Source organism: Bacillus mycoides, assembly GCF_000832605.1.
Lineage (GTDB): Bacteria > Bacillota > Bacilli > Bacillales > Bacillaceae_G > Bacillus_A > Bacillus_A mycoides.
In genome coordinates this window covers 1,185,113-1,209,548 of record NZ_CP009692.1, presented here as the reverse complement: position 1 = coordinate 1,209,548, position 24,436 = coordinate 1,185,113, and the positions used below count along the sequence as shown (strand labels likewise).

General features: G+C 35.1%; 32 protein-coding genes and 1 pseudogene. 16 read left to right on the top strand and 17 right to left on the bottom strand.

The window, feature by feature from the left end:
* The first annotated feature begins 54 nt into the window (after window positions 1–54).
* Both BG05_RS08130 and BG05_RS08125 read left to right on the top strand, forming a co-directional pair.
* Window positions 55–2,082, top strand: a complete 2,028-nt coding sequence (locus BG05_RS08130) for a catalase (RefSeq protein WP_003193647.1) — start codon at window positions 55–57, stop codon at window positions 2,080–2,082.
* A 21-nt stretch (window positions 2,083–2,103) separates the two neighbouring features.
* The gene (locus BG05_RS08125) at window positions 2,104–2,913 is read left to right on the top strand and encodes an alpha/beta fold hydrolase (protein ID WP_003193650.1); all 810 of its coding nucleotides are present in this window, start codon (window positions 2,104–2,106) and stop codon (window positions 2,911–2,913) included.
* Window positions 2,914–2,962: 49 nt separating this feature from the next.
* Here the strand turns inward: BG05_RS08125 and BG05_RS29335 are convergent, their stop codons facing one another.
* Window positions 2,963–3,169, bottom strand: coding sequence for a hypothetical protein (locus BG05_RS29335; protein ID WP_002067738.1), 207 nt, complete (start codon window positions 3,167–3,169; stop codon window positions 2,963–2,965).
* Between the two features lie 230 nt (window positions 3,170–3,399).
* On the bottom strand, window positions 3,400–5,466 hold the full coding sequence (locus tag BG05_RS08120) for an LTA synthase family protein (RefSeq protein WP_016127557.1): 2,067 nt from the start codon (window positions 5,464–5,466) through the stop codon (window positions 3,400–3,402).
* A gap of 291 nt (window positions 5,467–5,757) precedes the next feature.
* Between BG05_RS08120 and BG05_RS08115 the strand changes: the two genes are divergently transcribed.
* Window positions 5,758–7,011, top strand: coding sequence for a glycosyltransferase family 39 protein (locus BG05_RS08115; RefSeq protein WP_003193654.1), 1,254 nt, complete (start codon window positions 5,758–5,760; stop codon window positions 7,009–7,011).
* Between the two features lie 43 nt (window positions 7,012–7,054).
* Here BG05_RS08115 and BG05_RS08110 read toward each other — a convergent pair whose 3' ends face one another.
* The 3 genes from BG05_RS08110 to BG05_RS08100 all read right to left on the bottom strand — a co-directional run bounded on the left by BG05_RS08110 (window position 7,055) and on the right by BG05_RS08100 (window position 8,410).
* Window positions 7,055–7,678, bottom strand: coding sequence for a YwbE family protein (locus BG05_RS08110; RefSeq protein ID WP_002129559.1), 624 nt, complete (start codon window positions 7,676–7,678; stop codon window positions 7,055–7,057).
* A 193-nt stretch (window positions 7,679–7,871) separates the two neighbouring features.
* Window positions 7,872–8,159, bottom strand: coding sequence for a hypothetical protein (locus BG05_RS08105; RefSeq protein WP_048517045.1), 288 nt, complete (start codon window positions 8,157–8,159; stop codon window positions 7,872–7,874).
* Complete coding sequence (locus tag BG05_RS08100; protein WP_002129563.1) at window positions 8,114–8,410, bottom strand: DUF3986 family protein; 297 nt, start codon at window positions 8,408–8,410, stop codon at window positions 8,114–8,116. The genes BG05_RS08105 and BG05_RS08100 overlap by 46 nt, the downstream gene beginning before the upstream one ends.
* A gap of 120 nt (window positions 8,411–8,530) precedes the next feature.
* Here BG05_RS08100 and BG05_RS08095 point away from each other — a divergent pair, with 120 nt between their 5' ends.
* From BG05_RS08095 to BG05_RS08085, 3 genes are read left to right on the top strand one after another with little or no spacing between them, the layout of a single operon-like run.
* Entirely contained in the window at window positions 8,531–9,538 is a 1,008-nt protein-coding gene (locus BG05_RS08095) for an ABC transporter substrate-binding protein (protein WP_002089139.1), read from the top strand.
* 11 nt (window positions 9,539–9,549) lie between these two features.
* Window positions 9,550–10,314 carry an ABC transporter ATP-binding protein gene (locus tag BG05_RS08090; protein ID WP_002015726.1) on the top strand — a complete coding sequence of 255 codons (765 nt, stop codon included), beginning with the start codon at window positions 9,550–9,552 and terminating at the stop codon, window positions 10,312–10,314.
* The gene (locus BG05_RS08085) at window positions 10,307–11,113 is read left to right on the top strand and encodes an ABC transporter permease (RefSeq protein WP_002138764.1); all 807 of its coding nucleotides are present in this window, start codon (window positions 10,307–10,309) and stop codon (window positions 11,111–11,113) included. Before BG05_RS08090 ends, BG05_RS08085 begins: the two co-directional genes overlap by 8 nt.
* Window positions 11,114–11,147: 34 nt before the next feature.
* Here the strand turns inward: BG05_RS08085 and BG05_RS08080 are convergent, their stop codons facing one another.
* A complete protein-coding gene (locus tag BG05_RS08080; protein WP_002129567.1) occupies window positions 11,148–11,375 on the bottom strand; it encodes a hypothetical protein in 228 nt (75 codons plus the stop codon).
* Window positions 11,376–11,601: 226 nt separating this feature from the next.
* A complete protein-coding gene (locus BG05_RS08075) occupies window positions 11,602–12,720 on the bottom strand; it encodes a hypothetical protein (RefSeq protein WP_002129569.1) in 1,119 nt (372 codons plus the stop codon).
* A gap of 93 nt (window positions 12,721–12,813) precedes the next feature.
* On the opposite strand from BG05_RS08075, the gene BG05_RS08070 reads away from it, so the two are divergent.
* On the top strand, window positions 12,814–13,488 hold the full coding sequence (locus tag BG05_RS08070; protein ID WP_002143495.1) for an HAD family hydrolase: 675 nt from the start codon (window positions 12,814–12,816) through the stop codon (window positions 13,486–13,488).
* Between the two features lie 108 nt (window positions 13,489–13,596).
* Here BG05_RS08070 and BG05_RS08065 read toward each other — a convergent pair whose 3' ends face one another.
* The 3 genes from BG05_RS08065 to BG05_RS08055 form a co-directional block, all read right to left on the bottom strand.
* Entirely contained in the window at window positions 13,597–14,133 is a 537-nt protein-coding gene (locus BG05_RS08065; protein ID WP_002167507.1) for a DUF3267 domain-containing protein, read from the bottom strand.
* Between the two features lie 108 nt (window positions 14,134–14,241).
* The gene (gene mutTA, locus BG05_RS08060) at window positions 14,242–14,721 is read right to left on the bottom strand and encodes an antimutator 8-oxo-(dGTP/GTP)ase (RefSeq protein ID WP_002015736.1); all 480 of its coding nucleotides are present in this window, start codon (window positions 14,719–14,721) and stop codon (window positions 14,242–14,244) included.
* Window positions 14,722–14,805: 84 nt separating this feature from the next.
* Window positions 14,806–15,123: a hypothetical protein gene (locus BG05_RS08055; protein WP_002089150.1), complete on the bottom strand. Its 318-nt coding sequence runs from the start codon at window positions 15,121–15,123 to the stop codon at window positions 14,806–14,808.
* 83 nt (window positions 15,124–15,206) lie between these two features.
* Between BG05_RS08055 and ytzI the strand changes: the two genes are divergently transcribed.
* From ytzI to BG05_RS08025, 6 genes and pseudogenes are all read left to right on the top strand, one after another.
* Complete coding sequence (ytzI, locus tag BG05_RS08050) at window positions 15,207–15,356, top strand: YtzI protein (protein WP_002129575.1); 150 nt, start codon at window positions 15,207–15,209, stop codon at window positions 15,354–15,356.
* The gene (locus tag BG05_RS08045; RefSeq protein WP_048517047.1) at window positions 15,349–15,579 is read left to right on the top strand and encodes a DUF3953 domain-containing protein; all 231 of its coding nucleotides are present in this window, start codon (window positions 15,349–15,351) and stop codon (window positions 15,577–15,579) included. The genes ytzI and BG05_RS08045 overlap by 8 nt, the downstream gene beginning before the upstream one ends.
* Window positions 15,580–15,592: 13 nt before the next feature.
* Complete coding sequence (locus BG05_RS08040) at window positions 15,593–15,823, top strand: DUF3953 domain-containing protein (RefSeq protein WP_016127559.1); 231 nt, start codon at window positions 15,593–15,595, stop codon at window positions 15,821–15,823.
* A gap of 340 nt (window positions 15,824–16,163) precedes the next feature.
* Window positions 16,164–16,397, top strand: a complete 234-nt coding sequence (locus tag BG05_RS08030; protein ID WP_002129577.1) for a hypothetical protein — start codon at window positions 16,164–16,166, stop codon at window positions 16,395–16,397.
* 29 nt (window positions 16,398–16,426) lie between these two features.
* Window positions 16,427–16,649 (top strand): annotated as a pseudogene (locus BG05_RS31965) (hypothetical protein).
* Window positions 16,650–16,660: 11 nt separating this feature from the next.
* Window positions 16,661–16,891: a YczI family protein gene (locus tag BG05_RS08025; protein WP_002129579.1), complete on the top strand. Its 231-nt coding sequence runs from the start codon at window positions 16,661–16,663 to the stop codon at window positions 16,889–16,891.
* Window positions 16,892–16,918: 27 nt separating this feature from the next.
* On the opposite strand, the gene BG05_RS08020 is transcribed toward BG05_RS08025, so the two are convergent.
* The 4 genes from BG05_RS08020 to luxS all read right to left on the bottom strand — a co-directional run bounded on the left by BG05_RS08020 (window position 16,919) and on the right by luxS (window position 19,398).
* On the bottom strand, window positions 16,919–17,233 hold the full coding sequence (locus BG05_RS08020) for a DMT family transporter (protein ID WP_002129581.1): 315 nt from the start codon (window positions 17,231–17,233) through the stop codon (window positions 16,919–16,921).
* Between the two features lies 1 nt (window position 17,234).
* Window positions 17,235–17,930 (bottom strand): DMT family transporter, encoded by a 696-nt coding sequence (locus BG05_RS29325; protein ID WP_002129582.1) that lies wholly within the window; start codon window positions 17,928–17,930, stop codon window positions 17,235–17,237.
* On the bottom strand, window positions 17,927–18,688 hold the full coding sequence (locus BG05_RS08010) for a MerR family transcriptional regulator (protein WP_002034457.1): 762 nt from the start codon (window positions 18,686–18,688) through the stop codon (window positions 17,927–17,929). Before BG05_RS08010 ends, BG05_RS29325 begins: the two co-directional genes overlap by 4 nt.
* Before the next feature lie 236 nt (window positions 18,689–18,924).
* Entirely contained in the window at window positions 18,925–19,398 is a 474-nt protein-coding gene (gene luxS / locus BG05_RS08005) for an S-ribosylhomocysteine lyase LuxS (RefSeq protein WP_001141371.1), read from the bottom strand.
* A 128-nt stretch (window positions 19,399–19,526) separates the two neighbouring features.
* On the opposite strand from luxS, the gene yidD reads away from it, so the two are divergent.
* Complete coding sequence (yidD, locus tag BG05_RS08000) at window positions 19,527–19,763, top strand: membrane protein insertion efficiency factor YidD (protein WP_002112460.1); 237 nt, start codon at window positions 19,527–19,529, stop codon at window positions 19,761–19,763.
* On the opposite strand, the gene BG05_RS07995 is transcribed toward yidD, so the two are convergent.
* Window positions 19,760–20,323: a beta-class carbonic anhydrase gene (locus tag BG05_RS07995; protein ID WP_002015742.1), complete on the bottom strand. Its 564-nt coding sequence runs from the start codon at window positions 20,321–20,323 to the stop codon at window positions 19,760–19,762. The two genes, yidD and BG05_RS07995, sit on opposite strands and share 4 nt — an antisense overlap.
* A 224-nt stretch (window positions 20,324–20,547) precedes the next feature.
* Here BG05_RS07995 and cydA point away from each other — a divergent pair, with 224 nt between their 5' ends.
* The gene (cydA, locus tag BG05_RS07990; RefSeq protein ID WP_033734307.1) at window positions 20,548–21,897 is read left to right on the top strand and encodes a cytochrome ubiquinol oxidase subunit I; all 1,350 of its coding nucleotides are present in this window, start codon (window positions 20,548–20,550) and stop codon (window positions 21,895–21,897) included.
* Complete coding sequence (cydB, locus tag BG05_RS07985; RefSeq protein ID WP_002129586.1) at window positions 21,887–22,915, top strand: cytochrome d ubiquinol oxidase subunit II; 1,029 nt, start codon at window positions 21,887–21,889, stop codon at window positions 22,913–22,915. The genes cydA and cydB overlap by 11 nt, the downstream gene beginning before the upstream one ends.
* A 169-nt stretch (window positions 22,916–23,084) precedes the next feature.
* Here the strand turns inward: cydB and BG05_RS07980 are convergent, their stop codons facing one another.
* Together BG05_RS07980 and BG05_RS07975 are read right to left on the bottom strand one after the other, a co-directional pair.
* Window positions 23,085–23,318, bottom strand: a complete 234-nt coding sequence (locus tag BG05_RS07980) for a spore germination protein (RefSeq protein ID WP_002015747.1) — start codon at window positions 23,316–23,318, stop codon at window positions 23,085–23,087.
* A gap of 84 nt (window positions 23,319–23,402) precedes the next feature.
* Complete coding sequence (locus tag BG05_RS07975) at window positions 23,403–24,215, bottom strand: S-layer homology domain-containing protein (RefSeq protein ID WP_003192053.1); 813 nt, start codon at window positions 24,213–24,215, stop codon at window positions 23,403–23,405.
* Window positions 24,216–24,436: the final 221 nt, after the last annotated feature.

Below are 24,436 nucleotides of genomic sequence, written 5' to 3'. Positions count from 1 at the left end.
ATGTAAGCATAAAAACCATGAACAATAATACGTATAATATGGGAGGTGCTTTATATGGACGGTCGTGAAAATAAGAAGATAGAACAGTTACAATCCTTTACGAAAAACAATGAAGGAAAAGAGATGACAACGAATACGGGTGTCAAAATTTCAAATGATGAAAACTCTTTAACCGCCGGCGATCGTGGTCCTACACTTTTAGAAGATTTCCTGATGCGAGAAAAACTCGCTCATTTTGACCGTGAACGAATTCCTGAAAGAGTCGTTCATGCCCGCGGTTACGGAGCACATGGTGTTTTTGAGCTATATGATTCTTTAGAAGACTTAACAATGGCTCATTTTTTACAAGACCCATCTAAAAAGACACCTATTTTTATTCGTTTTTCTGAAGTTGCTGGATCAAAAGGTGCAAATGAAACGAACCGAGATGTACGAGGATTCGCTGTTAAGTTTTATACAGAGGAAGGAAATTTCGATTTAGTGGGTAATAACATTCCGATTTTTTTCATTCAAGATGGTATTAAATTTCCGGATCTTATTCATGCTCTTAAACCAGAGCCACATAATGAGATTCCCCAAGGACAAACAGCACACGATACTTTTTGGGACTTTATCGCCAATAATCAAGAATCAGCTGCGATGATGATGTGGATTATGTCGGATCGCACAATTCCGAGAAGTTTTCGAATGATGCAAGGGTTCGGCGTTCATACATTTCGTTTAGTTAATAAACATGGGAAGTCACGATTCGTAAAATTCCACTGGAAGCCAAAGCTTGGCGTTCACTCGTTAATTTGGGATGAAGCTCAAAAACTAGGCGGCGCTGATCCAGATTATCATCGCCGTGATTTATGGGAAAATATTAATGCCGGAAACTACCCTGAGTACGAACTTGGCGTTCAAATTTTAGAAGAAGAGGATGAATTTAAATACGATTTCGATATATTAGATGCAACAAAAATTTGGCCGGAAGAAGACTTCCCTGTTAAGATCATCGGAAAAATGACGTTAAACCGAAACGTTGATAACGTATTTGCGGAAACAGAACAAGTCGCACTGCACCCTGGAAGCATCGTCCGCGGTATCGATTTTACAAATGATCCTCTCTTACAAGGTAGACTCTTTTCTTATACAGATACACAATTAGCACGCGTCGGTACAAACTATCAAGAGTTACCGATTAATCGTCCGGTATGTCCTTTTCATAATAATCAAAGAGATGGTGCGTCTAAATATATAATTGATAAAGGAAAAGTCGCTTACCATAATAACTCTTTAGCTAATAACTCTCCCTTTACTGTACCTGGTACGAAAGGCGGTTTCGTTACATATCCTTCTACTGTTTCTGGACATAAAACAAGAGAAACAGCCGCTAGTTTTAAAGACCATTTCTCACAAGCCCGTTTATTTTGGAATAGTATGAGCCACGTCGAAAAAATCCATATTATGCAGGCCTTTTCCTTTGAATTAGGAAAAGTAAAAAGTAAATCAGTTCGCCAACAAGTCGTAGGTATGATTGGTCATATAAGTACAGAATTAGCTACTTTAGTAGCTGAAGCAGTCGGGGCAACAGTGCCAAATGTTCAAGAATCAAATGTTACAAAATCCTCACCAGCACTAAGTATGGAACATACAACATTCAGCCCAAATACATTACGAGTAGGCGTCATTGTCGCAAACGGATATGACGGTCAAAACGCACAATATATTATAAATCAATTCAAACAAGCCGGTCTTCAGCCCGTTATTATTTCCGAACGATTAGGTTTTGTGCAAGGCTCTCAAAATGGACAGTGGGAAGTGAATGATACTTTCTTAACAGGATCACCACTTCTTTATGATGGGCTACTTCTTATTGGCGGAAATATTAATGATCATTTTCTTAACAAGGCAAGTTCATTCGTCGTAGAATCGTATAATCACTTTAAGCCAATTGGCGCTTTCCAAAATGGAACTACTATTGTTCAATCTTTAAACATTGAAGGAAAACCTGGCGTTATAACAGAACAAAATCCTATCTTACTTGCGAATGAATTTATTCAGGCAATGACAAAACAGCGATTTTGGGAGAGAGCCTACTAAAATGCATGAGGAGGATACATCATGTTCGTTACAGTGGAAAAAGATGTACACATTTTTGTTGAGGATATTAACCCAGGCCCTGGAAGTAAACCTGTCTTCTTCGTTCATGGCTGGCCTTTAAATCATCAAATGTACCAATATCAATTTAATATCTTACCACAACATGGTTTCCGCTGCATCGCCATGGATATACGAGGAAACGGACAGTCTGATAAACCATGGACTGGTTACACTTATGATCGTTTAGCTAATGATATCGCAATTGTATTAGATGCACTTCAAATAGAAAATGCTACGTTAGTCGGCTTCTCAGTCGGTGGCGCTCTCTCTATTCGGTATATGTCACGATATAATGGGCGTCGTATTTCCAAACTTGCATTAGTGGATGCTGTCTCTCCTTCTTTCGTGAAAAACCAAGAATCCCCTTACGGCGTACCGAAAGAACAAGCAGATGCTCTGATTGCTCAAATGTATGTAAATTTACCTAAGTTTCTAAGTGATGTATCTTTATCATTTTTTAATAGAAACTTAGGAGCTGCCACGTTAGAATGGTTTTCTTATCTCGGTATGCAGTCCGCTTCTTATGCTCTCATCAAAATTTTGCAAGCTGCTGCAAACGAAGACGTAACGAAAGACTTAAGTAAAATTAACGTCCCAACAAAAATATTCCACGGTGTTCACGACCAACTCATCCCTTATAAAAGTGCTGAGCTAACAAAAGAGCGAATTAAAAACTCTGAACTATATCCTCTTACAAATAGTGGCCACGGCTCTCCAATCGATCAAGCGGATGAATTAAATAAGGAACTGATAAAATTTTTAAATTCATAGTTCCTTTACAGTAAAAAAAGAATTTGCCCTTACGGCAAATTCTTTTTTCTTAACTACCTTTTGCACGAGCAAATTCCACATATGACTTATTCTTCTCTTCCATTAAAAACAAAACGATAATGCGGAAAAAATGAAGAGTTGGAACAATAGTCATACAAAGAATAGATAAAAAATAAACACGCTCATCGTTAAACGCATAAATACTAACAACTCGAAATCCTGTTTGTTTATAAATCCATACAACAAATAATTGCAAACTAAAAATTAATAACAAATCTGGAACTGATTCTATTAAAATTAAACAAATTGTCCAATTATATACTAGATGAAAAATTCACATACTTCTCACAAATCAATTATTAAAACGACTCTATTTTAATTTATACTAAATGTACAAGTAATACTCCCTAAACCTAGCTTGTCTGGTTATCCCGTTAAATACTATGAAAAAAGAACTTGTATCGTATACAAGTTCTTTTTTGTCGCCTATTTAAATAATATATCCTTACTATATTGCTTTCCGATGAGTAAGTCATATTGAATAAACTCATATTGCTTTAACATTTCTTTTTGTTTTTCTGTTAAACTTTTTATTGCTTCTCCGTCTTTTCCTATCTTCAATTCATCACGAAGTACGGGAATTTCTTCATATAACTTCGATAAAAATTGATAGAACGGTACCTTATTTAATCCAGCATAATCAAAGACAAGATTTGAAAAATAGATTGGACTTACTAAACCTAAATTGTCATTTGGCATATCAAAATTTGCATACATTAATAACGGCGTTTGTGCCATCGCTAATCGTTCACTTGGCGTTTTTTCATTTGTTATATAACCAGTCTCTTTATAAAGAGATTTATTTGTTCCTAGTGATGGGAGATGGTCCCCAAAGAATACTAATAATGTAGGTCTATCTAAATTATCTAGCTCCTCTATTAAATATTGAAGAGCTTCATCTGAACGTCTTAACCCTTCTGTATAAGTCTCTAATTCAGCCTTCGACTCTTCATTTTCTAATCCACTAATCTCTATTTGATTTTCACCAAATCTTCCTTCTGTAAATGGAAAATGATTTTGCATCGTAACTGCATGAACAAACGTAGGTTTCTTTTGCTTCTCTAATTCAGCTATTATCTCTTTACTCATAGATAGATCGCTAATATAATCTCCATCAACTTCTACATTTTCCATCGTATCTTGTGCATTAAACTTATCAAATCCTAACACTTTATATACATCATCCCGTTTAAAGAATGAGCGACCGAACGAATGAATTGCACTTGTATAATACCCTTCTTTTTTCAATGCTCGAGGAATTGATGGAATTTCTTTCTTATTTGTAACGACTTGCTGATATGGTATAGAGCCTGGTTTTAACAAACTCATTGAATAACTCGTTAATGCCTCAAATTCAACGTTTGCAGTATTTCCTCCAAATGCAGGAGAAATAGTTTGTCCACCAGGAAAACTTTCTATATAATGATGCAAATTAGGTAAAGGATCTTCACTAAAGGACAGGTTCGTTAACTTCGTTGGATCCCAAAACGATTCACTCATTACAAAAATAATATTCGGTTTCTCTTTTTGCTTCTGCGCCCCTATATTGCTACTATATTGTTTCTTTATATCGTTTGCTATTTGAAGCATATTTTCTTTTGAATAATCTTTCGGCTTTTCAATGACTGTCGTATCTAAATTACTTATAAAGCCTAGCACAAAACCATTCGAAGCATAATTTTCATTTTGATTCCACAAAACGAACTCTATACCCGACTTTTGAAACCATTTATTCATAAACGTATTCGTAAAATTACCATACACATATAAAATAAAAACGGATCCTACTACTAATAAGGCTCTTACTCCTGGATGAATCTTTACACTTTGAATATATTTTCTAATATATATCCCCGCTATAATACAAGCTACAATACTTACGATAACGACAAAAATATAACTCCAACTAAAATATTCCATCACCATCGGTATAACAGATTGCATATGTCCAATCTGTGTAAAATCAGAAGGATATAGTGGGTCTCCCCTAAAAACAATTTTGAAGTGATTTACAATAGCCAAAATGATTAGCAAAATGCTTGTCAAAATAGTACTCAAAAAAACTTTTCCAAGTACGTTGTACACCAAAACATATATTGCATAAATTACAATTAAACTAAATATAAACTGTGCGTTATAATTGTAAATCCAATTCAGTGTATTTACGAGATTCATATTATTTTGCATAAAAATAAAAAGAAAAGTAACCGCATGAGCTACTAAAAACATTCTAATATAAATCCGAATAATCGGTTTAAATTTATTAACTATACCTTTATTTAAATACGCAACATATAGTAGTGCAACCCACATCAAAATTGTCATTATACTTAAAACAATTTTTTGATTTAACATATCTTTCATCGCATCTAAACTAAAATATTTTAAAATCAAGAAAAGTGTGGGTACAACATATAAGGTTACTAAACCACTTAAAACCGCTGAAATTAATATACTTCTTCTTGGCTGATGAAATGAATAATTATCCCTCAATTCACTCCCTCTTTTCTGTTTATTAATTTCACCCCGCACCGTAAAAACAGTTTCTATTAAGATAACATACTTCATGCATTTCGTCTTCACACTGGATTCTACTATAACTGTAGTTTCTTAATTCTCCCTTAATCAACAGTTAATTTTTGGAATACCAACTATTCATTCTTAAAAAACTAAATTCCTTCATTCCACTTTATGATATAATAACTATGTTTTGGAAAACCTTAATACTAATATGGTTTTATCATGAAAATACGAAGGAAATAATAAAAAGGGAGATGCTCATTTTTGTTAAATAAGTTTAAAAATTTGCCTAAAGCGGTATATGTAATTTTGGCACTTTCTTTCCTGTTGCATGTTTTTTGTCTAGTAAAACAGCCAGGATTAAATGGAGAAGTAGTCAAAGTAACATATGGTGCATATGATGCGTTCAACTATTCGTTAACAGCTGAACAGCTATTAAAACACGGTGTCTTTGGATATGTTTATTTGGAGCCTAGTGAAGTTCCTGGAAAAAATGCATACATCACACCAGGTCAGCCACTATTATTAGCTGGCGCTATGATTATTTCTGATGTTACATCACTTCCTTACTATTACGTGGCAACCGTCATTAATATGATACTGAACCTCGGCACAGTGTTATTAGTATTCTTAATAGGAAAAGAGTTATTTGAAAAGAATATTTATGGAATTGTCGCAAGTATTTTATATGCTATTTATCCAAGTAACTATACATACTTCCGTACGTTATTAACCGAAGTTCCTTCAATATTCTTATTAACGTTAAGTGTATATGTATTTGTTCTCGCATGGAAATATAATAAAGTGAAATTCCATATATGGTTCGGAATTGTCGTTTCCATTTTACTTATGTTCCGTCCAAATCCAGCTCCAATGATGCTCATTCCTGTTCTTGTCGTCTTGTTCACATATGGATTTAAAGACTCAATTCGAATTGGATTATTATGGCTCATTGGCCCGTTCTTTATTATCGGTGCCTGGGTTGTTCGTAACTATTTAGCGTTCAATCAATTTATCTTATTCTCAACGCAAGGTGCGGACCCATTAATTGCCGGTGCGGATCCATTTAACAAAATCGGCTATGAAAATGTAGTTAACCAAATGAAGGCCCAGGGTTTAGAAGATAAAAATGCATACGCAAAAGATTTAATCAAAAATGGATTTAAAACGGACTTCACATATTGGTTCTCGTGGTTCACTGTTGGTAAAACAATTGAATTATTCAAAACAGCTCCTGCTGTAGACCAATACCATATTCATAAATTTATGCAAATGTGTCATAGAGTCTTCATCATAGGCACATTCTTGAGCAGTTTCTGCTGCATGCTAAATTCATTTAAACATAAACGCGTTATGATGCTAGTAGCAAGTTCTGTTATTTACATCATCTTCTCAAACTTATTCTTAGCGATTAATCGCTACGGATTTTTCATTAACCCTCTTATGTGCTTAATTCTTGCATACGGGTTAGTTTACGCTGTGCAGAAGCTTCCATTTTTCCGCACTAGCCAAGCATAATAAAAAAAGAGGTCGTCCAAAAATGGACGACCTCTTTTTTTATTTATCCAACACTTTGAACACGGCCAATTTGTCCATCTTGTAATCGGACTTTAATTCCGTACGTATGTGTTTCCGTGTTTGTTAAAATATCTTTCACAACACCGCTCACTGTTTTACTATAATCTTTATCTAATTGAATAACTACATGTGAACCAACCGAAATTTGTGATCTTGTCGGTTTCCCACCTGTTGCTTCTGTTGTTTTTTCTTGTTTCTGTGTTCTCTCTTGTTGCGCCGACTGCTGTTGCTGAATCTTCTGTTGCTCTTCTTGCTTACGTTTCTCTTCCTCTACTCTTCTTTGTTGCTCTTCTTGCTTACGTTTTTCTTCCTCTACTCTTTGTTGCTCTTCCTGCTTACGTTTTTCTTCCTCTACTCTTTGTTGCTCTTCCTGCTTACGTTTTTCTTCCTCTACTCTTTGCTGCTCTTCCTGCTTACGTTTTTCTTCCTCTTCCTTTTGCTGCTCTTCTTGTTTGCTTTCCTCTTCTACCTTCTTATCTTCTTCAACTTTCTTCTCATCTATTTTCTGTTCTTCCGCTACCTTCAGCTTTTCCTCTTCATCTTTACAAGCTGTTAAAACAACTACACATAAGCCCGTAAGTAAAAATAATAATAATTTTTTTAACATTAAAAAATCCTCCTATATATACATTACAAATAATGACCTTTAATAGAATAACAAATATGTATGAATCCCTTTGTCGTAATTTGTCGTATATATTGGATTTTCCATGTAACACTACATGCTCCAAATAGAGAAGAACCTGTCGTGTGACAGGTTCTTCTCGTTATTTATTAGGATACGATGATTAGCATGTTTACTATACAAGAGGAAGCATCCATATTTTCCATATGATACTTACGATTACTATAAGTACAAAATCAAACAAATCTAATCTCGGACCCTTTTTCATAGTCATGTCTAGCCACATATAAATCCATTTCATTTCCTTATATTTATGAATATTTTTCTTTGCGAATCGGTAAGTAAGCACTTGCATGATGTAAATTCCAATTACGCAAATAAGCAATAAGATGAGAAATTCAAATACAAAATTCCTCCCTATTTTTGAAGCGTTCTTTCTACTATACGGTTCTTCAAAACCCATTCCTCAAACTGAGCACTTCCAAATTCCCAGCTCAAATCACGAGCATGTACAGAAAAAACGTAATAACCGGCATATTCGTCCATAAACACCCCTGCCCCTACATCATCTTTTTGAATACCGTATACTCCAAAATTAAAATACACATCCCACACGTCTTCATGCTTCCTCTTATAAGCAATCGATTCCATATCACATTCAGTTCCGAAATAATCAAGATGTAAATGTACGCTATCATCGTATTCGTAATCCATTTTATCACCCCTTATATTTGTACTTCTTTACTACCCAAAAAATTCCTGCTATATATACTCACATATGGGCACTTACCTACATATTATGCTTGTAGATTGACTTCTAGGAGGTGTCATATAGTGAAAAAATTAATAACCGTTTTTTGCATCATGTTACTAGCTGTTTTCACATTCGCTGCTTGTAGTAGTACAAAGGAAAGTACGAAAGAACAAGCTCAAAAAATTCGCGTTGGCGAAGTTACACACTCTCTTTTCTACGCACCATTATATGTTGGAATTGAAAAAGGATTTTTTAAAGATGAAGGCTTAAATATTGACTTACAAACAACAGCTGGCGGAGATAAAACGATGACCACCCTTTTATCTGGCGGAATTGATATTGCTCTCGTTGGTTCAGAAACGTCTATTTATGTTCATCAACAAGGAGCAAAAGATCCTGTCATTAATTTTGCACAGCTTACACAAACAGATGGCACATTTTTAGTTTCCCGTAAAAAATTAGACTCTTTTAATTGGAACGACGTAAAAGGCGTTACGTTTTTAGGACAGCGTAAAGGCGGCATGCCGCAAATGGTTGGTGAATACGTTTTAAAGAAAAATGGCATTGACCCTCGCAAAGATACGAACTTAATTCAAAATATCGAGTTTGCTAATATTGCAAATGCCTTTGCATCTGGTACGGGAGAATTTGTACAGCTCTTTGAACCGACTGCAAGTATACTTGAAAAAGAAGGAAAAGGTTATATCGTCGCGTCTTTCGGAGCTGAATCTGGTACTGTCCCTTATACAACGTTTATGGCAAAAGAAAGTTTCTTAAAGAAAGATAAAGCTGCTGCTGAAAAATTCACGCGCGCACTATATAAAGCGCAGCAATGGGTTGATACACATAGTCCAGAAGAGATTGCCGATGCCGTTTCACCACTATTTAAAGACACTTCAAAAGACATTTCAGTAAAAGTAATTGAGCGCTACAAAAAACAACATTCTTATGCGACAAATCCATTATTAGATGATGCAGAATGGAAACAACTCCAAACGATTATGAAAGAATCTGGTGAATTACAAAAAGAAGTTCCACATGAAGCGCTCGTCAATACAAAAATTGCCGAAAGCGTTATTAAGAAATAGAGGCGAAGTGTATGAGCTTTTTACAAATACGTAACGTTTCTCACTGCTTTTTTGCAAAAGAAAATGCCAAACTTATTCTTGAAGATATGAGTTTGCAAGTAGACGAAGGCGAATTTATTTCAATCCTTGGTCCAAGTGGTTGCGGAAAAACAACGCTCCTCTCCATCATCGCAGGTCTACTCGATCCAATTGAAGGTATCGTATTTTTAGATGGTGAACCGATTACAAGTAAGACCCCCTCTATGGGCTATATGCTCCAGCAAGATTACTTGTTTCCGTGGAAAACAATTGAAGAAAATATTATGCTCGGACTTCATATTCGGAAGGTTTATGATGAAAATACGAAAGAACATACATTAAAGCTTTTAAAACAAGTCGGCCTATATGATATAGAACAGCAATACCCTCGTGAACTATCCGGTGGTATGCGCCAACGTGCTGCACTCGTTCGAACATTAGCGACCGACCCAAAAATTTTATTGTTAGATGAACCATTTTCCGCTCTTGATTATCAAACAAAATTAAAACTAGAAGATCTCGTCTTCACATTACTACGTAACTATAAGAAAACATCCCTACTTGTGACACATGATATTGAAGAAGCAATTGCGATGAGTGATCGTATTTATTTACTGCAGGCGAACCCTGGAAAAATCGCAAAAACATTCATCGTCCCAGAAAGTATCCGTTCCTTATCGCCGTTAGAAGCACGCCACCATCATGACTTCCCATCCCTCTTCCAAGAAATATGGAAGGAGCTGGAACGACTTGGATAATATAAAACAACTACATGAACAGTTTCGAAAAAAAGAAAGACAACATGCATGGTTAGCTCGCTCTTTACAACTTGTACTTCTTGTTCTTTTCTTTGCACTATGGGAAATAGCTAGTAAAAAAGAATGGATTGATCCTTTACTCTTTAGTTCTCCTTCAAGTATTTGGGATCTCTTTTTAACGAAATGGATTGACGGTTCACTTTGGGTCCACATATGGACGACATTACTTGAAACAGGAGTAGGTTTTATTCTCGGAACTGTACTTGGAGCTATTATTGCTACTCTCCTTTGGTGGATGCCACTTTTGGCCCGCGTACTTGATCCTTATCTCGTCGTCCTAAATGCAATGCCAAAAGTTGCACTCGGTCCAATCATCATTGTTATTTTCGGTCCAAATATTTCATCCTCTATCGCAATGGGGGTAATCATCTCTATCATCATTACCATTCTCGTTATTTACAGCGCATTTCAAGAAGTCGATTCCAACTATATTAAGGTCATGGACACATTCGGCGCAAATAAATGGCAATGCTATAAGCACGTTATTCTCCCTTCATCTTTCCCTGCAATTATTTCAACGTTAAAAGTGAATGTTGGCTTATCATGGGTCGGTGTTATTTTCGGGGAACTCCTCGTTTCTAAACAAGGACTTGGCTATTTAATTAGCTACGGATTCCAAGTCTTTAACTTCACACTCGTCTTGCTCAGTGTATTGCTCACTTGCGTCCTCGCAACTCTTATGTATGTATTTGTCGAGGCATTTGAAAAACTCCTTATTGGAAAACGAAAAAAAAGCTGACTTAGAGCGATATGCTAGAGTCAGCTTCTTTCTCTTACCTTTTATCACACATTTTCGAATCGTCTGCAATATTCCCATTAGCAACCGTAACTGTATGGAAACAATCTTTCACACGCACCGTAACGACATTATCTTTTCGATCAATAATATGATAATCATTAAACTCTTTATTTAATGCACTACGAATTTGCTCCCCTTCAAAAATCGGAAAACCGTGAGACATTACCCAAATGAGACCAGCAACAGCAAGAATCGTTTTCATACGTTTCATTACCTCCTCGAGAGTAAACTTATAGCCCCTATACTATGCGCATTATAATTGTGTCTAATTTGTGACGTTTTTATACTAATTCTATTTTAATGATTCAGTTCCTTCTTCTTTTTTAAAAAAAGACAGAATTTTCAATTTTATCAACATGAAGAAACGCAAAGAACTACAATTCTTCACGTTTTCCCTTGGCTAAAATATATCGAACACATAATTCGCATTAGTGTCCACTTGGTTGTTCCATCGTTTTCGACACATTATATAACCCAGCTAACACTTCCGCTCTCATTTTTACAAGCTCGGAGAATTGATAGAAGAAGGCAATTTTTTTATATTTTAATTCTGTTCCTTCTTTCACCTTTTTTGAATCTTGTAAAATAAACGCTGTAAATGTATCCGCAATATCCTCTGCTACATTTGTCGTCCCATACAGTGAAACAAACTCACCATGCTTTTCCTTAAAAAATTCAATTTGAGCTTCTTCGCTTTCTTCCACTTTCTTTTCTGTCCACTCCTGGTCAATTGGTTTCCAGAAAGAATTATAAAATTGATTTATATAAGAGCTCTCCTTCGCACATCCTTCTTGTAAGAAAAGAGATTTACATTTATTTTGGTATGATGAAATATCTTTATCTTCTTCAAAAGCCTTTAAGTACTTTTCATTTACTGGTATTTGTTTATGTCCCAGTGTCAATACGTGAGCCGTCTCATGTATTAATGTTTTCATCACTTGATCGATATTTACTGCAGAATCAAGCGTATCTAAGCTAATGGTCCACTCTTTCGGATACTCCATACTCGGCATAACATGAGCGACAATTCCATCGTATCCATCTGTTACCATATCAAACTCTTTTATGTCAGTGCGATACTTAGCAGGAATAAGCGTGCTATACATCTCCCATAACGATTCATGATAATCCCTATCTTGACGTTGCTTTAATACTTCTTCTTTCGCGTCCTTATCCTCCGCAAAAGCCTTATTCAATCGTTTGCGATCTAGTTTATCGAAATAAGGATCTACAATTTCATCACCATCAATATAATAAGAAGCTAAAAAGAAATAATTTTCATCATCCTTTTTTTTCATTTCTGCTTCTTTCATATCGTTACTTGAATGTCCTTCTAAATCATAATCCTCTAGTACTTCAAGTTCTGAAAGTCCATCTATCTTTTTATATACTTTTTGAAGTGTTTTATCACCTATTTGTGTGCATTCTTCTGTCGTTTCGCACACATCTTTTTTCTCTCTTTTCGAAGTTTGCTCCGACATATCACATCCAGCTACTAAGCCCATTGAAATCATAAAACACATTAACTTGCCATACAGTTTCTTCATACGCCCCTCCATTATTCCATTCTACAAAAATATCATAATCATTTTTTAACGAATATGCGATAATTAATTATAAAAACTGTATGGAGGTTTCCCATGATTCGAGCAGTCTTATTTGACTTAGATGGAACACTATTAGATCGTCGTCAATCTTTAGAGCAATTTATTCGTGATCAATATAATCGCTTCGCCTTTCATTTGATAAACATAGAAAAATTCGAGTATTGCTCTCGTTTTCTCGAACTCGACAATAATGGTTACACGTGGAAAGATAAGGTATATTCCACTCTCCTTTGCGAATACAACATTACCACTTTAACGCAAGAGCAACTGCTGCACGACTACATTACAAACTTCCAACATCATTGTATTCCTTTCCAAAACATGCATGAACTACTTCAACAATTAAAACAGCGAAACATTAAAATTGGTATTATTACAAACGGCTTTACTAAATTTCAGATGAGCAACCTTCGAGCACTAAACATACATACGTATACAAGCACGATTCTTGTTTCAGAAGCAGAAGGAATTAAAAAGCCTCACCCTGAGATTTTCGAACGGGCTTTACAAAAGCTAAACGTAAAAGCAGAAGAATGCCTTTACGTTGGGGACCATCCAGAAAATGATGTGCTTGGTTCTGAACAAGTAGGGATTCTTGGCGTTTGGAAGAGAGATTCATTTTGGGGTGACTTTGAACATTCACGTGTGGTGGATGATTTATTAGAGGTGCTTTCGTTTTTAGAGGTGGAGAGAAAAACAAGACGATAGTAAATGAAATTTCACTTTATCAGCGATTCAACAAGAAACATCGGCTTACCGACAAAAGCTGACAAACAAAAAAGAGGCCATTTTTCAAAAATGCCTCCTCTTCCTTTATTATTCATATACTGTAAACTGCGGTTTGCTCGGATGATCTTTAACTAGCGCATCATCTGGAAACTTTGAAACTTTTTTATATAAAGCAATGTCACCGATACAACCTGCTGTTAGTAGAATCCCTAAAAATGAGAGTGGCTCCAGATTCATAGCTAATCCCAATACAATTGGTAAAATTCCAGTTGGTAAAAACGGAAGCATTAACACTGTCTTCATTTGCTTTACTGTAATCACCTGTTTAGAATGAGCATATGCAGCACCTAATTTCCAATTGACGCCCCATTTTAGTTCACTCCACGGAACACCTCCGATATAACGAAATCCAATTAAATGTATTGCCTCATGAATACAAACGAGAATAATCATTCCAATAATCAAAAGAAACATAATCGGCAATGTAATTTCAATTTGAAACTCGCCTGAAAAAAGCGCATGTAAATAACCAATTCCAATCGCCAGAGCAAATATTATAAAAAATGAATAAATATTTAATTTAACCATTGAAACAGAGACGGTTGTTTCTTTTCTGTTATCCACCTTTTCACCTCCTAAAATGTAAATATATCTTTACAAAATTGTATAATATACCCAAAATAATATAAAGATATATTTACATTTTGAACATAAAAAAAGAAACCGGCCATTTTACTTCGTAAAACAGCCGATTTCTTCTATATGTTTCATCGTACGCGCTAATACATCATCGCGCATAATAAAGCTAAATTTTCTATCAGTTTTAATATTATCAGGAATGTCTTTTAATAACACAGACCCTTTCGTTTCTTCGTAATGCGTATGTTGCTCTACCGCACTAATTGTTGCAAAATAAATGTTTTTAATGATTATTTTGTCTTTTCCGGATACTTTGTATTGCCCTAAGTAAGTTAAATCAGAAACTATGCCGCCGGTTTCCTCATGAACTTCTCGAACTGCCGCTTCTTCCGGTGTTTCCCCGAGTTCTACTTTACCACCTGGAAATTCAAGACCACGGCGTAAATGATGCGTTAATAACCATTGATCCCCGTACCGGCATACAACCCAAACATGCTTTGGCTCAGGAGAAAATGGGTAACGTTCAAACGATAATTGTACAGTGTTGTGGTAATAATCTTTAAATTTGTACATGCCATTACTCCCCTATTGATGATTACAAGTTTTTCCTACCACAAATTGTAGCATATTCTCGCTTTTCTGCATAATATTATCCAATTACAATCCATTGATTATTCCCATTTGTGCGACTAATTCTTTCGTTTCATGATTCCCTAGATCATAAATCATTTTATATGCTTTTTGTAGTTGTTCATCATATCGATCATTATTCGAATCGTGATGATACTCAACGAATGGAACGTGAGAGCGTACATACGAACCTAAGTCCTCTTCATACGCTTGATCAAAATACTCTCTTAACTCCGTAATCTCTTCGTCATTTGCATAAATTTCAAAATTATACGTATCCGCCGTCTTCACTTGCGAAATTTGACCATTTCCAACTGATATATAATATGTTTTTTTATTCTCCATGTAACACCCTTCTTTCATCCTTTTAATTTCTATTGTTTTCATCAATTACAAAATTATGTAAAATAAAGAAAAGGAGGGATTTCATGCTCAAAATATTAATTATCGGCATTATAATCGTACTGATCGTATTAGTACTCTCCGTTATGACGATTAATAAAGGCTATTCTTACAAACATTCGATTGATAAACCAGAAGATAACCCTTATACAAAAAACAGTAAAGAGCATTCATAATATACTACGCATTTTAATCGCACTCAGTGTCATCATCATATCCGCTATTAGTTTACTGACAGGTCAAAATAACTTTCTACCACTTTCACAATTTCTATTAGGAGCTTTAATGTTTCTCATCGCAATTGAGCAAATAAAAAAGAAGGATTCAGGAACCGGATTTATTTGCATTGTTGCTGGTGCTTTCATTTGGCTTGTTTTTATCATTACCTACATAAAATAGAGGAGGGTCTTTTATGCTGAAAGGATTACGGATTACTTTATCACTTATTGCTTTATCTATAGCAATCTATAGCTTTTTTACTGGTAATAGGGAAATCATGCCTTATATGTTCATCTTTTTAGGGGGGATGGCTTTCATTATTAGTATAGAGGAAATCTTAAAACAGCAAAAAAGTGGTAGCATACTTGCTCTGTTAGCAGGAGCTGTTGCTTTATTTTTTGGCTTCTCAGAAATATTTCGATAAATAGTCTATTTAAAGGAGGAATTCGATGCTAACTGGAATACGCTATTTTTTCATGCTTCTCACAATCTCTCTTTGCACTTATTCTCTTGCTACCGATAATTTCACACTTCTCCCATACATGCAATTTGCTCTCAGTTGTTTCTTTATTCTTCTAGGAATTAATGAACTGAAATCCGGAAGAAAATCAATGGGTATCTCGCATTTTTTCGTTTCTATTCTTATGCTCTTCATTGTAATATCGAACTACCTTCGTTACATGTAGAATGAAACTTTAAATACCAACTACGAACTGTTATTACATTGAAGGCTAATTTAAAACTACAAGAAGATAGGTGGTAGTATGCTAAAAACATTTCGCATCATATCCGCTCTTATTGTCATCTCTCTCGCTCTATATGGAATATCTACAAACCCGCTTGTTACGATGCCCTATATGCTTATTGCCTTATCTATTATGACTTTCATCATGAGCGCAGAAGAAAAACAGAAAGGAAAGAAAGTACATAGTACACTCTCCTTCTTTTCTGGCGTATTTACTTTAATCGTCGCTATTATAATTATTATCTCCAGGTAACTAACTCTTTCTACTTAAAAGGGGCTAAAATGCACATAAAACAAATACAACTAATCATCGTTTTTATTACTTTGATTCTATGTTTATACAGTACATTTACAATGCCATACAAATCTTTTCACCTACCATTTGTATGGCATTTTAGTAGGAATTGAGATGATTCAAAAGCAGTAAAAGCAAATTGGAGCTATTAGCATCGGTTTAAGTATGTTTACCATTATTTTTGTCATTCCATTTATACTGTTCTTCTAAAGGAGGATTTCATGTTAAAAAACATTCGAATTATAATAGCGACTATCGCTCTTATTCTCGCCCTATTTAGCCTCTTTTCAAACTTCTCTATGCTTTTACCATTCGTATTTATCCTTTTAAGTATTATGTTTATCCTTTTTGGAATTGATGAAATAAAAGAGCGGCAAAAAGCAAAAGCATTTGTTTATTTTCTCGGTTCTGCCTTTATTTTATATGTTGGGGTGTCTAGTCTACTTTCATAAAAAAAGAAGAGCAGATTTTGCTCTTCTTTAACTCACTACTTTCAATCCAATAATCGTCCCCATAATCCCAACGATACAAATAATCCGAAAAGCGTTTTTAGGTTCTTGAAAGAATAAAATACCGACAACTGCTGCCCCGAGCGTTCCGATTCCAGTCCAAACTGCATATGCGATGGATAACTGAATTTCTTGAAGCGCCATCGTTAAAAATTGAAAACTAATAATAAAACCACCTATTAAAATAATATTATTCGTCCAACTATTATTTTTTGCTACTTTCTTTATCCCAATTACACCGACAATTTCAAAGAGCCCAGCTATAATTAAATACATCCATGCCATTTTATTTCACCTCTTCCTTGTCGCCACTAAATTTCAATCCGATAATAAATAATGCTAATAAACAAACAAGGAAAATTTTAATAAACGAAAATGGCTCTTTAAAATATAAAATATCTACTACTATCGTTCCCACTGTCCCAATTCCAGTAAATACTGCATATGCCGTTCCAATTGGGATTCTTTTAGTTGCTTCAATTAATAGATGAAAGCTAGATAAAATTGCAATAAGTGTCAAAATACTCATCGAATTTGTTTTTAATCCTGTTGCCCAATATATTTCGATTAAGCCTCCAAATACTAAATACAGCCACGCCCTATTTGTACTAATCTCCTTTTTCTTTTTCACTTCTTCTTTTACCTCTTGTCGCATTTCTTGTTTTGAAGAGCTACGTTTCTTTTTCGGAAAAAGAATGTAAGACATCGCCCATATAAAATGAATCATAAGTACCGATGTCCAAACACTGACAATGGTATTAATAGTTTCATTTTTATAAAAGCCTATTTGTTTATTCAAAATCCATTCTTTCATATGAAGAATATAAGATCCACTTGGTAACTCTTGAGCTGGTACAAGCCCTATTACAAAAATAAATAAAAGCTGTGCAAGAATGAAAATGCTCACATGTTTATAAAAGTATTGCCGCTCTAATCGTGCGTGCTCCTTTCCATATAGCTTCTCTTTTTGCATAGCTGTCATTTATCTTCCTCCTTTTTCAAATAATACTCTACCATTTCATCTATATACTCCATTGTTTCCGAATCAAGTCCATATACTTTTGCAATCTCCCCCTCTTCAGGTCTAATTAATTCCCAATACTTATTTATTAATTGTTCATCCTCTTGAAATACGTGCATGGAAAAATCCACTACTTTTTCCGCCAATTGTTGAACTTCTGGTGAATCTACTGGTTCATTTATACGCTCACGAATTTCTCTTAATACTTGCAACCACTCTTTCGTTCTTTTATCGTTTTCTTCAAATGTTGGTAAGCCCTGAATAATCTGCTGCTCTTCCTCATTAAAATACCTTTTCCAAAATTTCTCCCTCTGATCAATTCCCTGTACGGATTTTATAAATAACATTAAATCCTCTGTTTTAAGCTCCCCTGTTAATTCAATGGAATGAAATGTTGTATATAATAGTTTTTCTAAGTCCTGTAATCTTTTTACTTCTGCTTGTATTGTTCGAATCTCATTTTGAATTGCACTTTTCCATCTTTCTTCTGAATTTCCCTTTTCCTCTTTTAACACTTTTTTTATTTCCGAAAGCTTAAAACCAAGCTTTTTAAACGTTGTTATTTGTTGCAATGTAATTACATCATCTTTTGAATAGTAACGATATCCTGACTCGGCAACGTACGACGGTTTTAATAATCCAATTTCCTCATAATATCTAAGTGTTCTCGTCGTTACATTCGTTTCTTTTGAAATTTCACCAATGCTATACTTATCCATCGTTTCCTCCTTACGCCTTATTTATCTTCACTATAAACTTTGACGTATACGTTAAAGTCAATACTCCATTCACACAAAAAACTCCTGTTTTTTAAACAGGAGCTCTCATTAATATATTCACCTACTGCCTTTCATTTCTTAAAAATGCTCATAAGTGAAACTCATTGTTTTTATATAAAATCTGTACCTTTCTCTTTTACAAATAAAAAAACTGCCCTTTCACAGGCAGTTTTTCTTTATCCAAATACTTTTTCAAGTTCATCTTTATCTTGGCTTAGCCAGAAGTTCATTAAGCGTTGTGCTCCTTCTAAGTCGTGAAGCTTCGCTTGGCCACATTGTGTTTCATTTGCAGCTGGAATTTCTGTAATTTGAACCGCATCTTTTAATGTTAGTTCTAATAAATCAATGATTTCTCGAACCGTCGGTGTTCCACTTACTACAAGATAATATCCTGTTTGGCAACCCATTGGTGAAATATCGATAATATCAAAATGCGGATAACGATCAATATATTTACGTAAATTAAATGCTAATAAATGTTCTAACGTATGAATAACATCTGGTTTCATTGCTTGTTTATTCGGTTGGCAAAAACGAATATCGAATTTATTTACAATACCGTCGCTACCTACGTTGTGAACTCCGCAATGTCTTACATAAGGTGCCTTTACAATCGTATGATCTAATTCAAAGCTTTCTACTGATGGCATACAACATCTCTCCCGCTTTTAATTTAATTCCGTTATATCCAATATGATATAACGGAAATGCACATTAGTAAAGTATTATGTACTGTCGTGCTATAATACTTTAAGACTATGCTGAAAAGGAGACCATTATGAAACAGATTTTTATCGGTATTATACGCTTTTATCAAAAGTTCATTTCTCCGATGACACCGCCAACGTGCCGCTTTCATCCGACTTGCTCTCATTATGGATTAGAAGCGTTTCAAAAACACGGTGCCTTCAAAGGATTTTGGCTTACATGTAAGCGTATATTAAAATGTCACCCTTTCCATCCAGGAGGATTTGATCCTGTCCCAGATAAAAAGGATGACAAAGTAAATTCTTAATTGTCGTAACCATTTACAACTAAATCTAATTTTCCTGTGTCAGGATCTATAACAAGACCGTGAACAGGTACTTCTTCCGGAAGTAACGGATGGTTGCGGAGTATTGACACACTATGTTCTACACTTTCTTCTACACTAGAGAACCCTTGTAAGAATCTTTCTAAATCGATTCCAGAATAACGAAGTGTATCTAATTTCTCTTCTGTTACGCCGCGCTCTTTCATTTTTTCAATTGTACTGCTTGCTTGAATTTTTGCCATACCACAATCATGATGACCGACAACACATACTTCATCAGCTCCAAGCTCATATACAGCGACTAAAATACTACGCATAATACTTCCGAATGGATGTGAAATAACAGCGCCTGCTACTTTAATAATTTTCACATCACCGTTACGCATATTCATTGCTTTCGGTAATAATTCAACAAGACGAGTATCCATACAAGAGATAATTACCATTTTTTTATTTGGAAATTTTCCTGTTTCATACTCTTCGTATTTTTTCTCTTCAACGAACTTTTCATTGTATTGTAAAATCTCTTCTAATGACTTCATAGTAAAGAACCCTCTTTTCTCTCATTTACATTACATATGTAGTGTACCAAAATTTGAAAAACTCAAAAAGGATATTGCTTTATAGTAAAAATAGGATATTTTCAGATAATCGACATAATTCTTTCAAAATATACACACACCTTTGTAACAAGTCTCACATACTTTAAACGTTTTTTCACTATAAACTGATTGTAGATAATGTAAAAAAGGAGTGAATATTTATTATGTCCGACGTTCTGTTACTAAGTCGTTTTCAATTTGCAATTACTATTTTTTATCACTTTTTATTTGTACCTTTGACAATCGGACTTGTTATTTTAGTAGCATGTATGGAAACTCAATACGCCCGCACATTGAATCCAACATACCGCAAAATGGCAAATTTCTGGGGAAAACTTTTTACAATTAACTTCGTAATGGGGATTATAACTGGGATTACGATGGAATTCCAATTTGGAACAAACTGGTCTGAGTACTCCAAATATATGGGGGATATTTTCGGATCACCTCTCGCAATCGAAGCACTCGTTGCCTTCTTCTTAGAATCTACTTTCATGGGAATATGGTTATTCGGTAAAGACAAAATCTCACCAAAATTCCGTGCTTTCTGTATGTGGATGGTTGCACTTGGAACAAATATTTCTGCCCTTTGGATTATTACTGCAAACGGATTCATGCAAAATCCTGTTGGGTACGTAGTACGTAACGGCCGCGCTGAATTAAATGACTTCTGGGCACTTGTTACAAATCCATATGCATGGAATATGTTCTTCCACACTGTAATTGGTTGTTATATTGTCGGTGCTTTCTTCGTTATGGCAATTAGTGCATATCACTTACTACGTAAAAACGAAGTGGAATTCTTCAAAAAATCATTTAAATTTGGTTTAATGTTAGGTTTATTCGCCGCAACAATTACACCATTTATGGGCCATCAATCCGGTGTATCAGCTGCTAAATATCAACCAGCAAAAGGAGCTGCGATGGAAGCTGTTTGGGAAACCGGAAAAGGACAAGGCTTCTCAATCATTCAAATTCCGGATGTGAAAAATGAAAAAAACTTTGAACTACTTACTATTCCAAAGCTCGGAAGTTTCTTCTATACAAACTCATTTGATGGAGAAATTGTTGGTTTAAAAGATATTCCAAAAGAAGATCGTCCAAATGTTAACCTCGTGTACTATAGCTTCCGCTTAATGGTTGCACTTGGCATGTTCTTTATGGCATTAACTTGGTACGGTTTCTATTTAAACCGAAAAGGAGAACTAGAAAACTCAAAACGTTATTTAAAAATTACAATGTGGTCTGTTTTACTTCCATATATTGCAATTAACGCTGGCTGGATTGTCGCTGAAGTAGGTCGTCAACCGTGGACAGTTTATAAACTAATGCGTACAGCAGAATCCGTGTCACCTATATCAGTTCCACAAATTTGGTTCTCATTAATTAGTTTAATATTGTTCTACACTTTACTCTTAATTGCAGACGTATACTTAATGCTGAAGTTCGCGAAAAAAGGACCCGCTGCATTAGAAGAACCTGCTACTGAAGGAGGTGCGGCTCATGTCTCATGATATGCTTGCAATTATCTGGTTCGGTTTATGGGGCGTAATTTGGACAGTGTACTTCATTCTTGATGGCTACGCACTCGGTAACGGAATGATTTTCCCATTCGTTGCGAAAGACCGACAAGAACGAAATCAATTACAAGAAGCTATCGGCCCGTTCTGGGGTGGTAATGAAGTATGGTTAATTACAGCTGGTGGTGCAACATTTGCTGCCTTTCCAGTCACATATGCAAATATGTTTAGCTACCTATATACACCACTATTTTTAGTATTACTTGCACTATTTGCTCGTGCCGCTGGACTTGAATTTATGCATAAAGACGATTCACCAATTTGGCAAAAAACTTGTAAATGGGCATTTACAATTGGTAGTTTCCTAATCGCCTTCTTATTCGGTGTTACATTCGCTAACCTGTATTACGGGCTGCAAATCGGAAAAGATGGTTATGAAGGAACTTTACTTAGCTTACTAAACCATTATGGTATTTTAGGCGGTCTTTTCTTCACTGCTATATTCGTCGTATCTGGTGCCCTTTGGATTATGATTAAAACAACTGGCGAAGTATCTGATCGTGCTTATAAAATTGCAAGACCATTTTCAATGGCAGCTGCTATCATTTTAGCTATCTTCTATGTCGCAACTGCAAATCGTACAAATTTATTCCAAAACTTCACGGAATATCCTGTACTATTCATTCTTCCAGTACTTGCAATGTTAATGAGTGTACTCACACTTATTATGGTGTACAAACATAAAATCGGCCTTGCATTCACATTCGTTTGCTTAACAATCGCAATGTTTATGACAACTGGTTTTGCAGGTATGTTCCCAAGAATGTTACCCTCTCGTATTAACGACGCTTATAGTACAACGTTATACAACGCAGCTGGTAGTCAATTAAATTTAAAAATTATGTTCTTCGTTGCAATCGTCATGGTACCAATCGTTATTGGATATCAGCTTTGGAGCTACAGCATATTTAAAAATAAAATTCATAAAGACTCTGCTAAAGGATATCACTAAAATAAAAAAGACACTTCGAGCGAAGTGTCTTTTTTATTTTACGTATGATTTTCGATAAGATGTTACATTTCTAATCTAACAACTATGATAAAGAAGAATCACTAACAGCTCACAACTAAATTGTATCACAGGGCAAGCACATCATTTTATGCAATTTTACATATAAAAATTATAACGTAGATTGAATTACTTGGTCATACACATCGTTATCCGTTACATCTGCCGTACTAATACCACTGAATGTCCTCACATTTAATCCGGTATTTGAAGATCCCGATCCATTATAAGCTTTCGTTTTTTCAATTGGATGTACGTTATATTTATCACCTAAGTTAATTGTCCCATTACAGTTCTCAATAATAACCCCTTCCACAATAGCTGGCATTTTATCACCTACTTTCATTTCGTTACTCCCATTCTATGAGAATCGCCTAAAAAAATAGCATGTGTGAATAAGAAAAAAGCACTCAGGCTGAGTGCTTTTTTCTTATTTACCGCTCTTCTTTCTCTCACAAGCAATTCCATCGCCATCACGATCTAAATGCTTACCGTAATACGGACTATCTCTTGTAATATCGTAAACTCCAGCATCATTTGCTTCTTTACAGTTAGCAAAGCGTTTTGGTTCTGGCTTTTGTTCCGGCTTCACCTCTGGTTGTGGTTGTTCTTGTCTTGCTCCTGGTCTTTCTTCAAGTGGTAATGTCGCGTTATATAAGAACTGAACATATTGCTCACGACTTACATGCATTCTAGGTGCGAATTTACCATCACCAGTTCCAGCTGTAATATGATTTGATTTAACTGCAGTAATCGCAGGATTCGCCCATCCATTTCTATCTACATCCGGGAAATTATGATCCCCTCTAATTTGCAATTGAAACCCTTTTGTTAAAATTTGTGCCATTTCATCGCGAGTTAACGAATCTTTCGGCCTAAAGTTCCCTGTGTCATCTCCAGCAAATACACCTATCTCTGTTAAAGCAAGAATCTCTTTTTTAAACTGAGTCGAACGATCAGTAACATCTTTATAAGGATTATTATACTGTTCTTTTACTGCTGGCTTTAATTGACGGAACATAAGGGCTGCAACTTGCTCACGAGTTACATCATCACCAAATCCAAAAATCCCATTTCCATATCCAGCAACAATATTTTTATTTGCTAAATCCATAATTGCCTTATAAGCCCAATGATTGTTTGGAACATCTTTAAACTGAGTACTTGCCTGCGCTGTCCCGATTGAAGTAAATGCTGTAGTTGCAACAATTGCACCTGTTAAAAGTAATTTTTTAAATCCCATACTTAAGTCTCCTTCTCTTTTCCATAATAACCATTTAACAATATAACAAATTATATAAATTCATTTTGTCATATTCTGTCGAATACAAAAAAAGAACCCCGAAGGATTCTTTTTTTGCTAAGCACAAATGGCAATTTTGGAGACAGTTGACTCTTTCAAAATTTATTAGGGGTAATATTTTGAAAAAGAAAGCCTTTCATATGTAGCTTAACACCACTGGA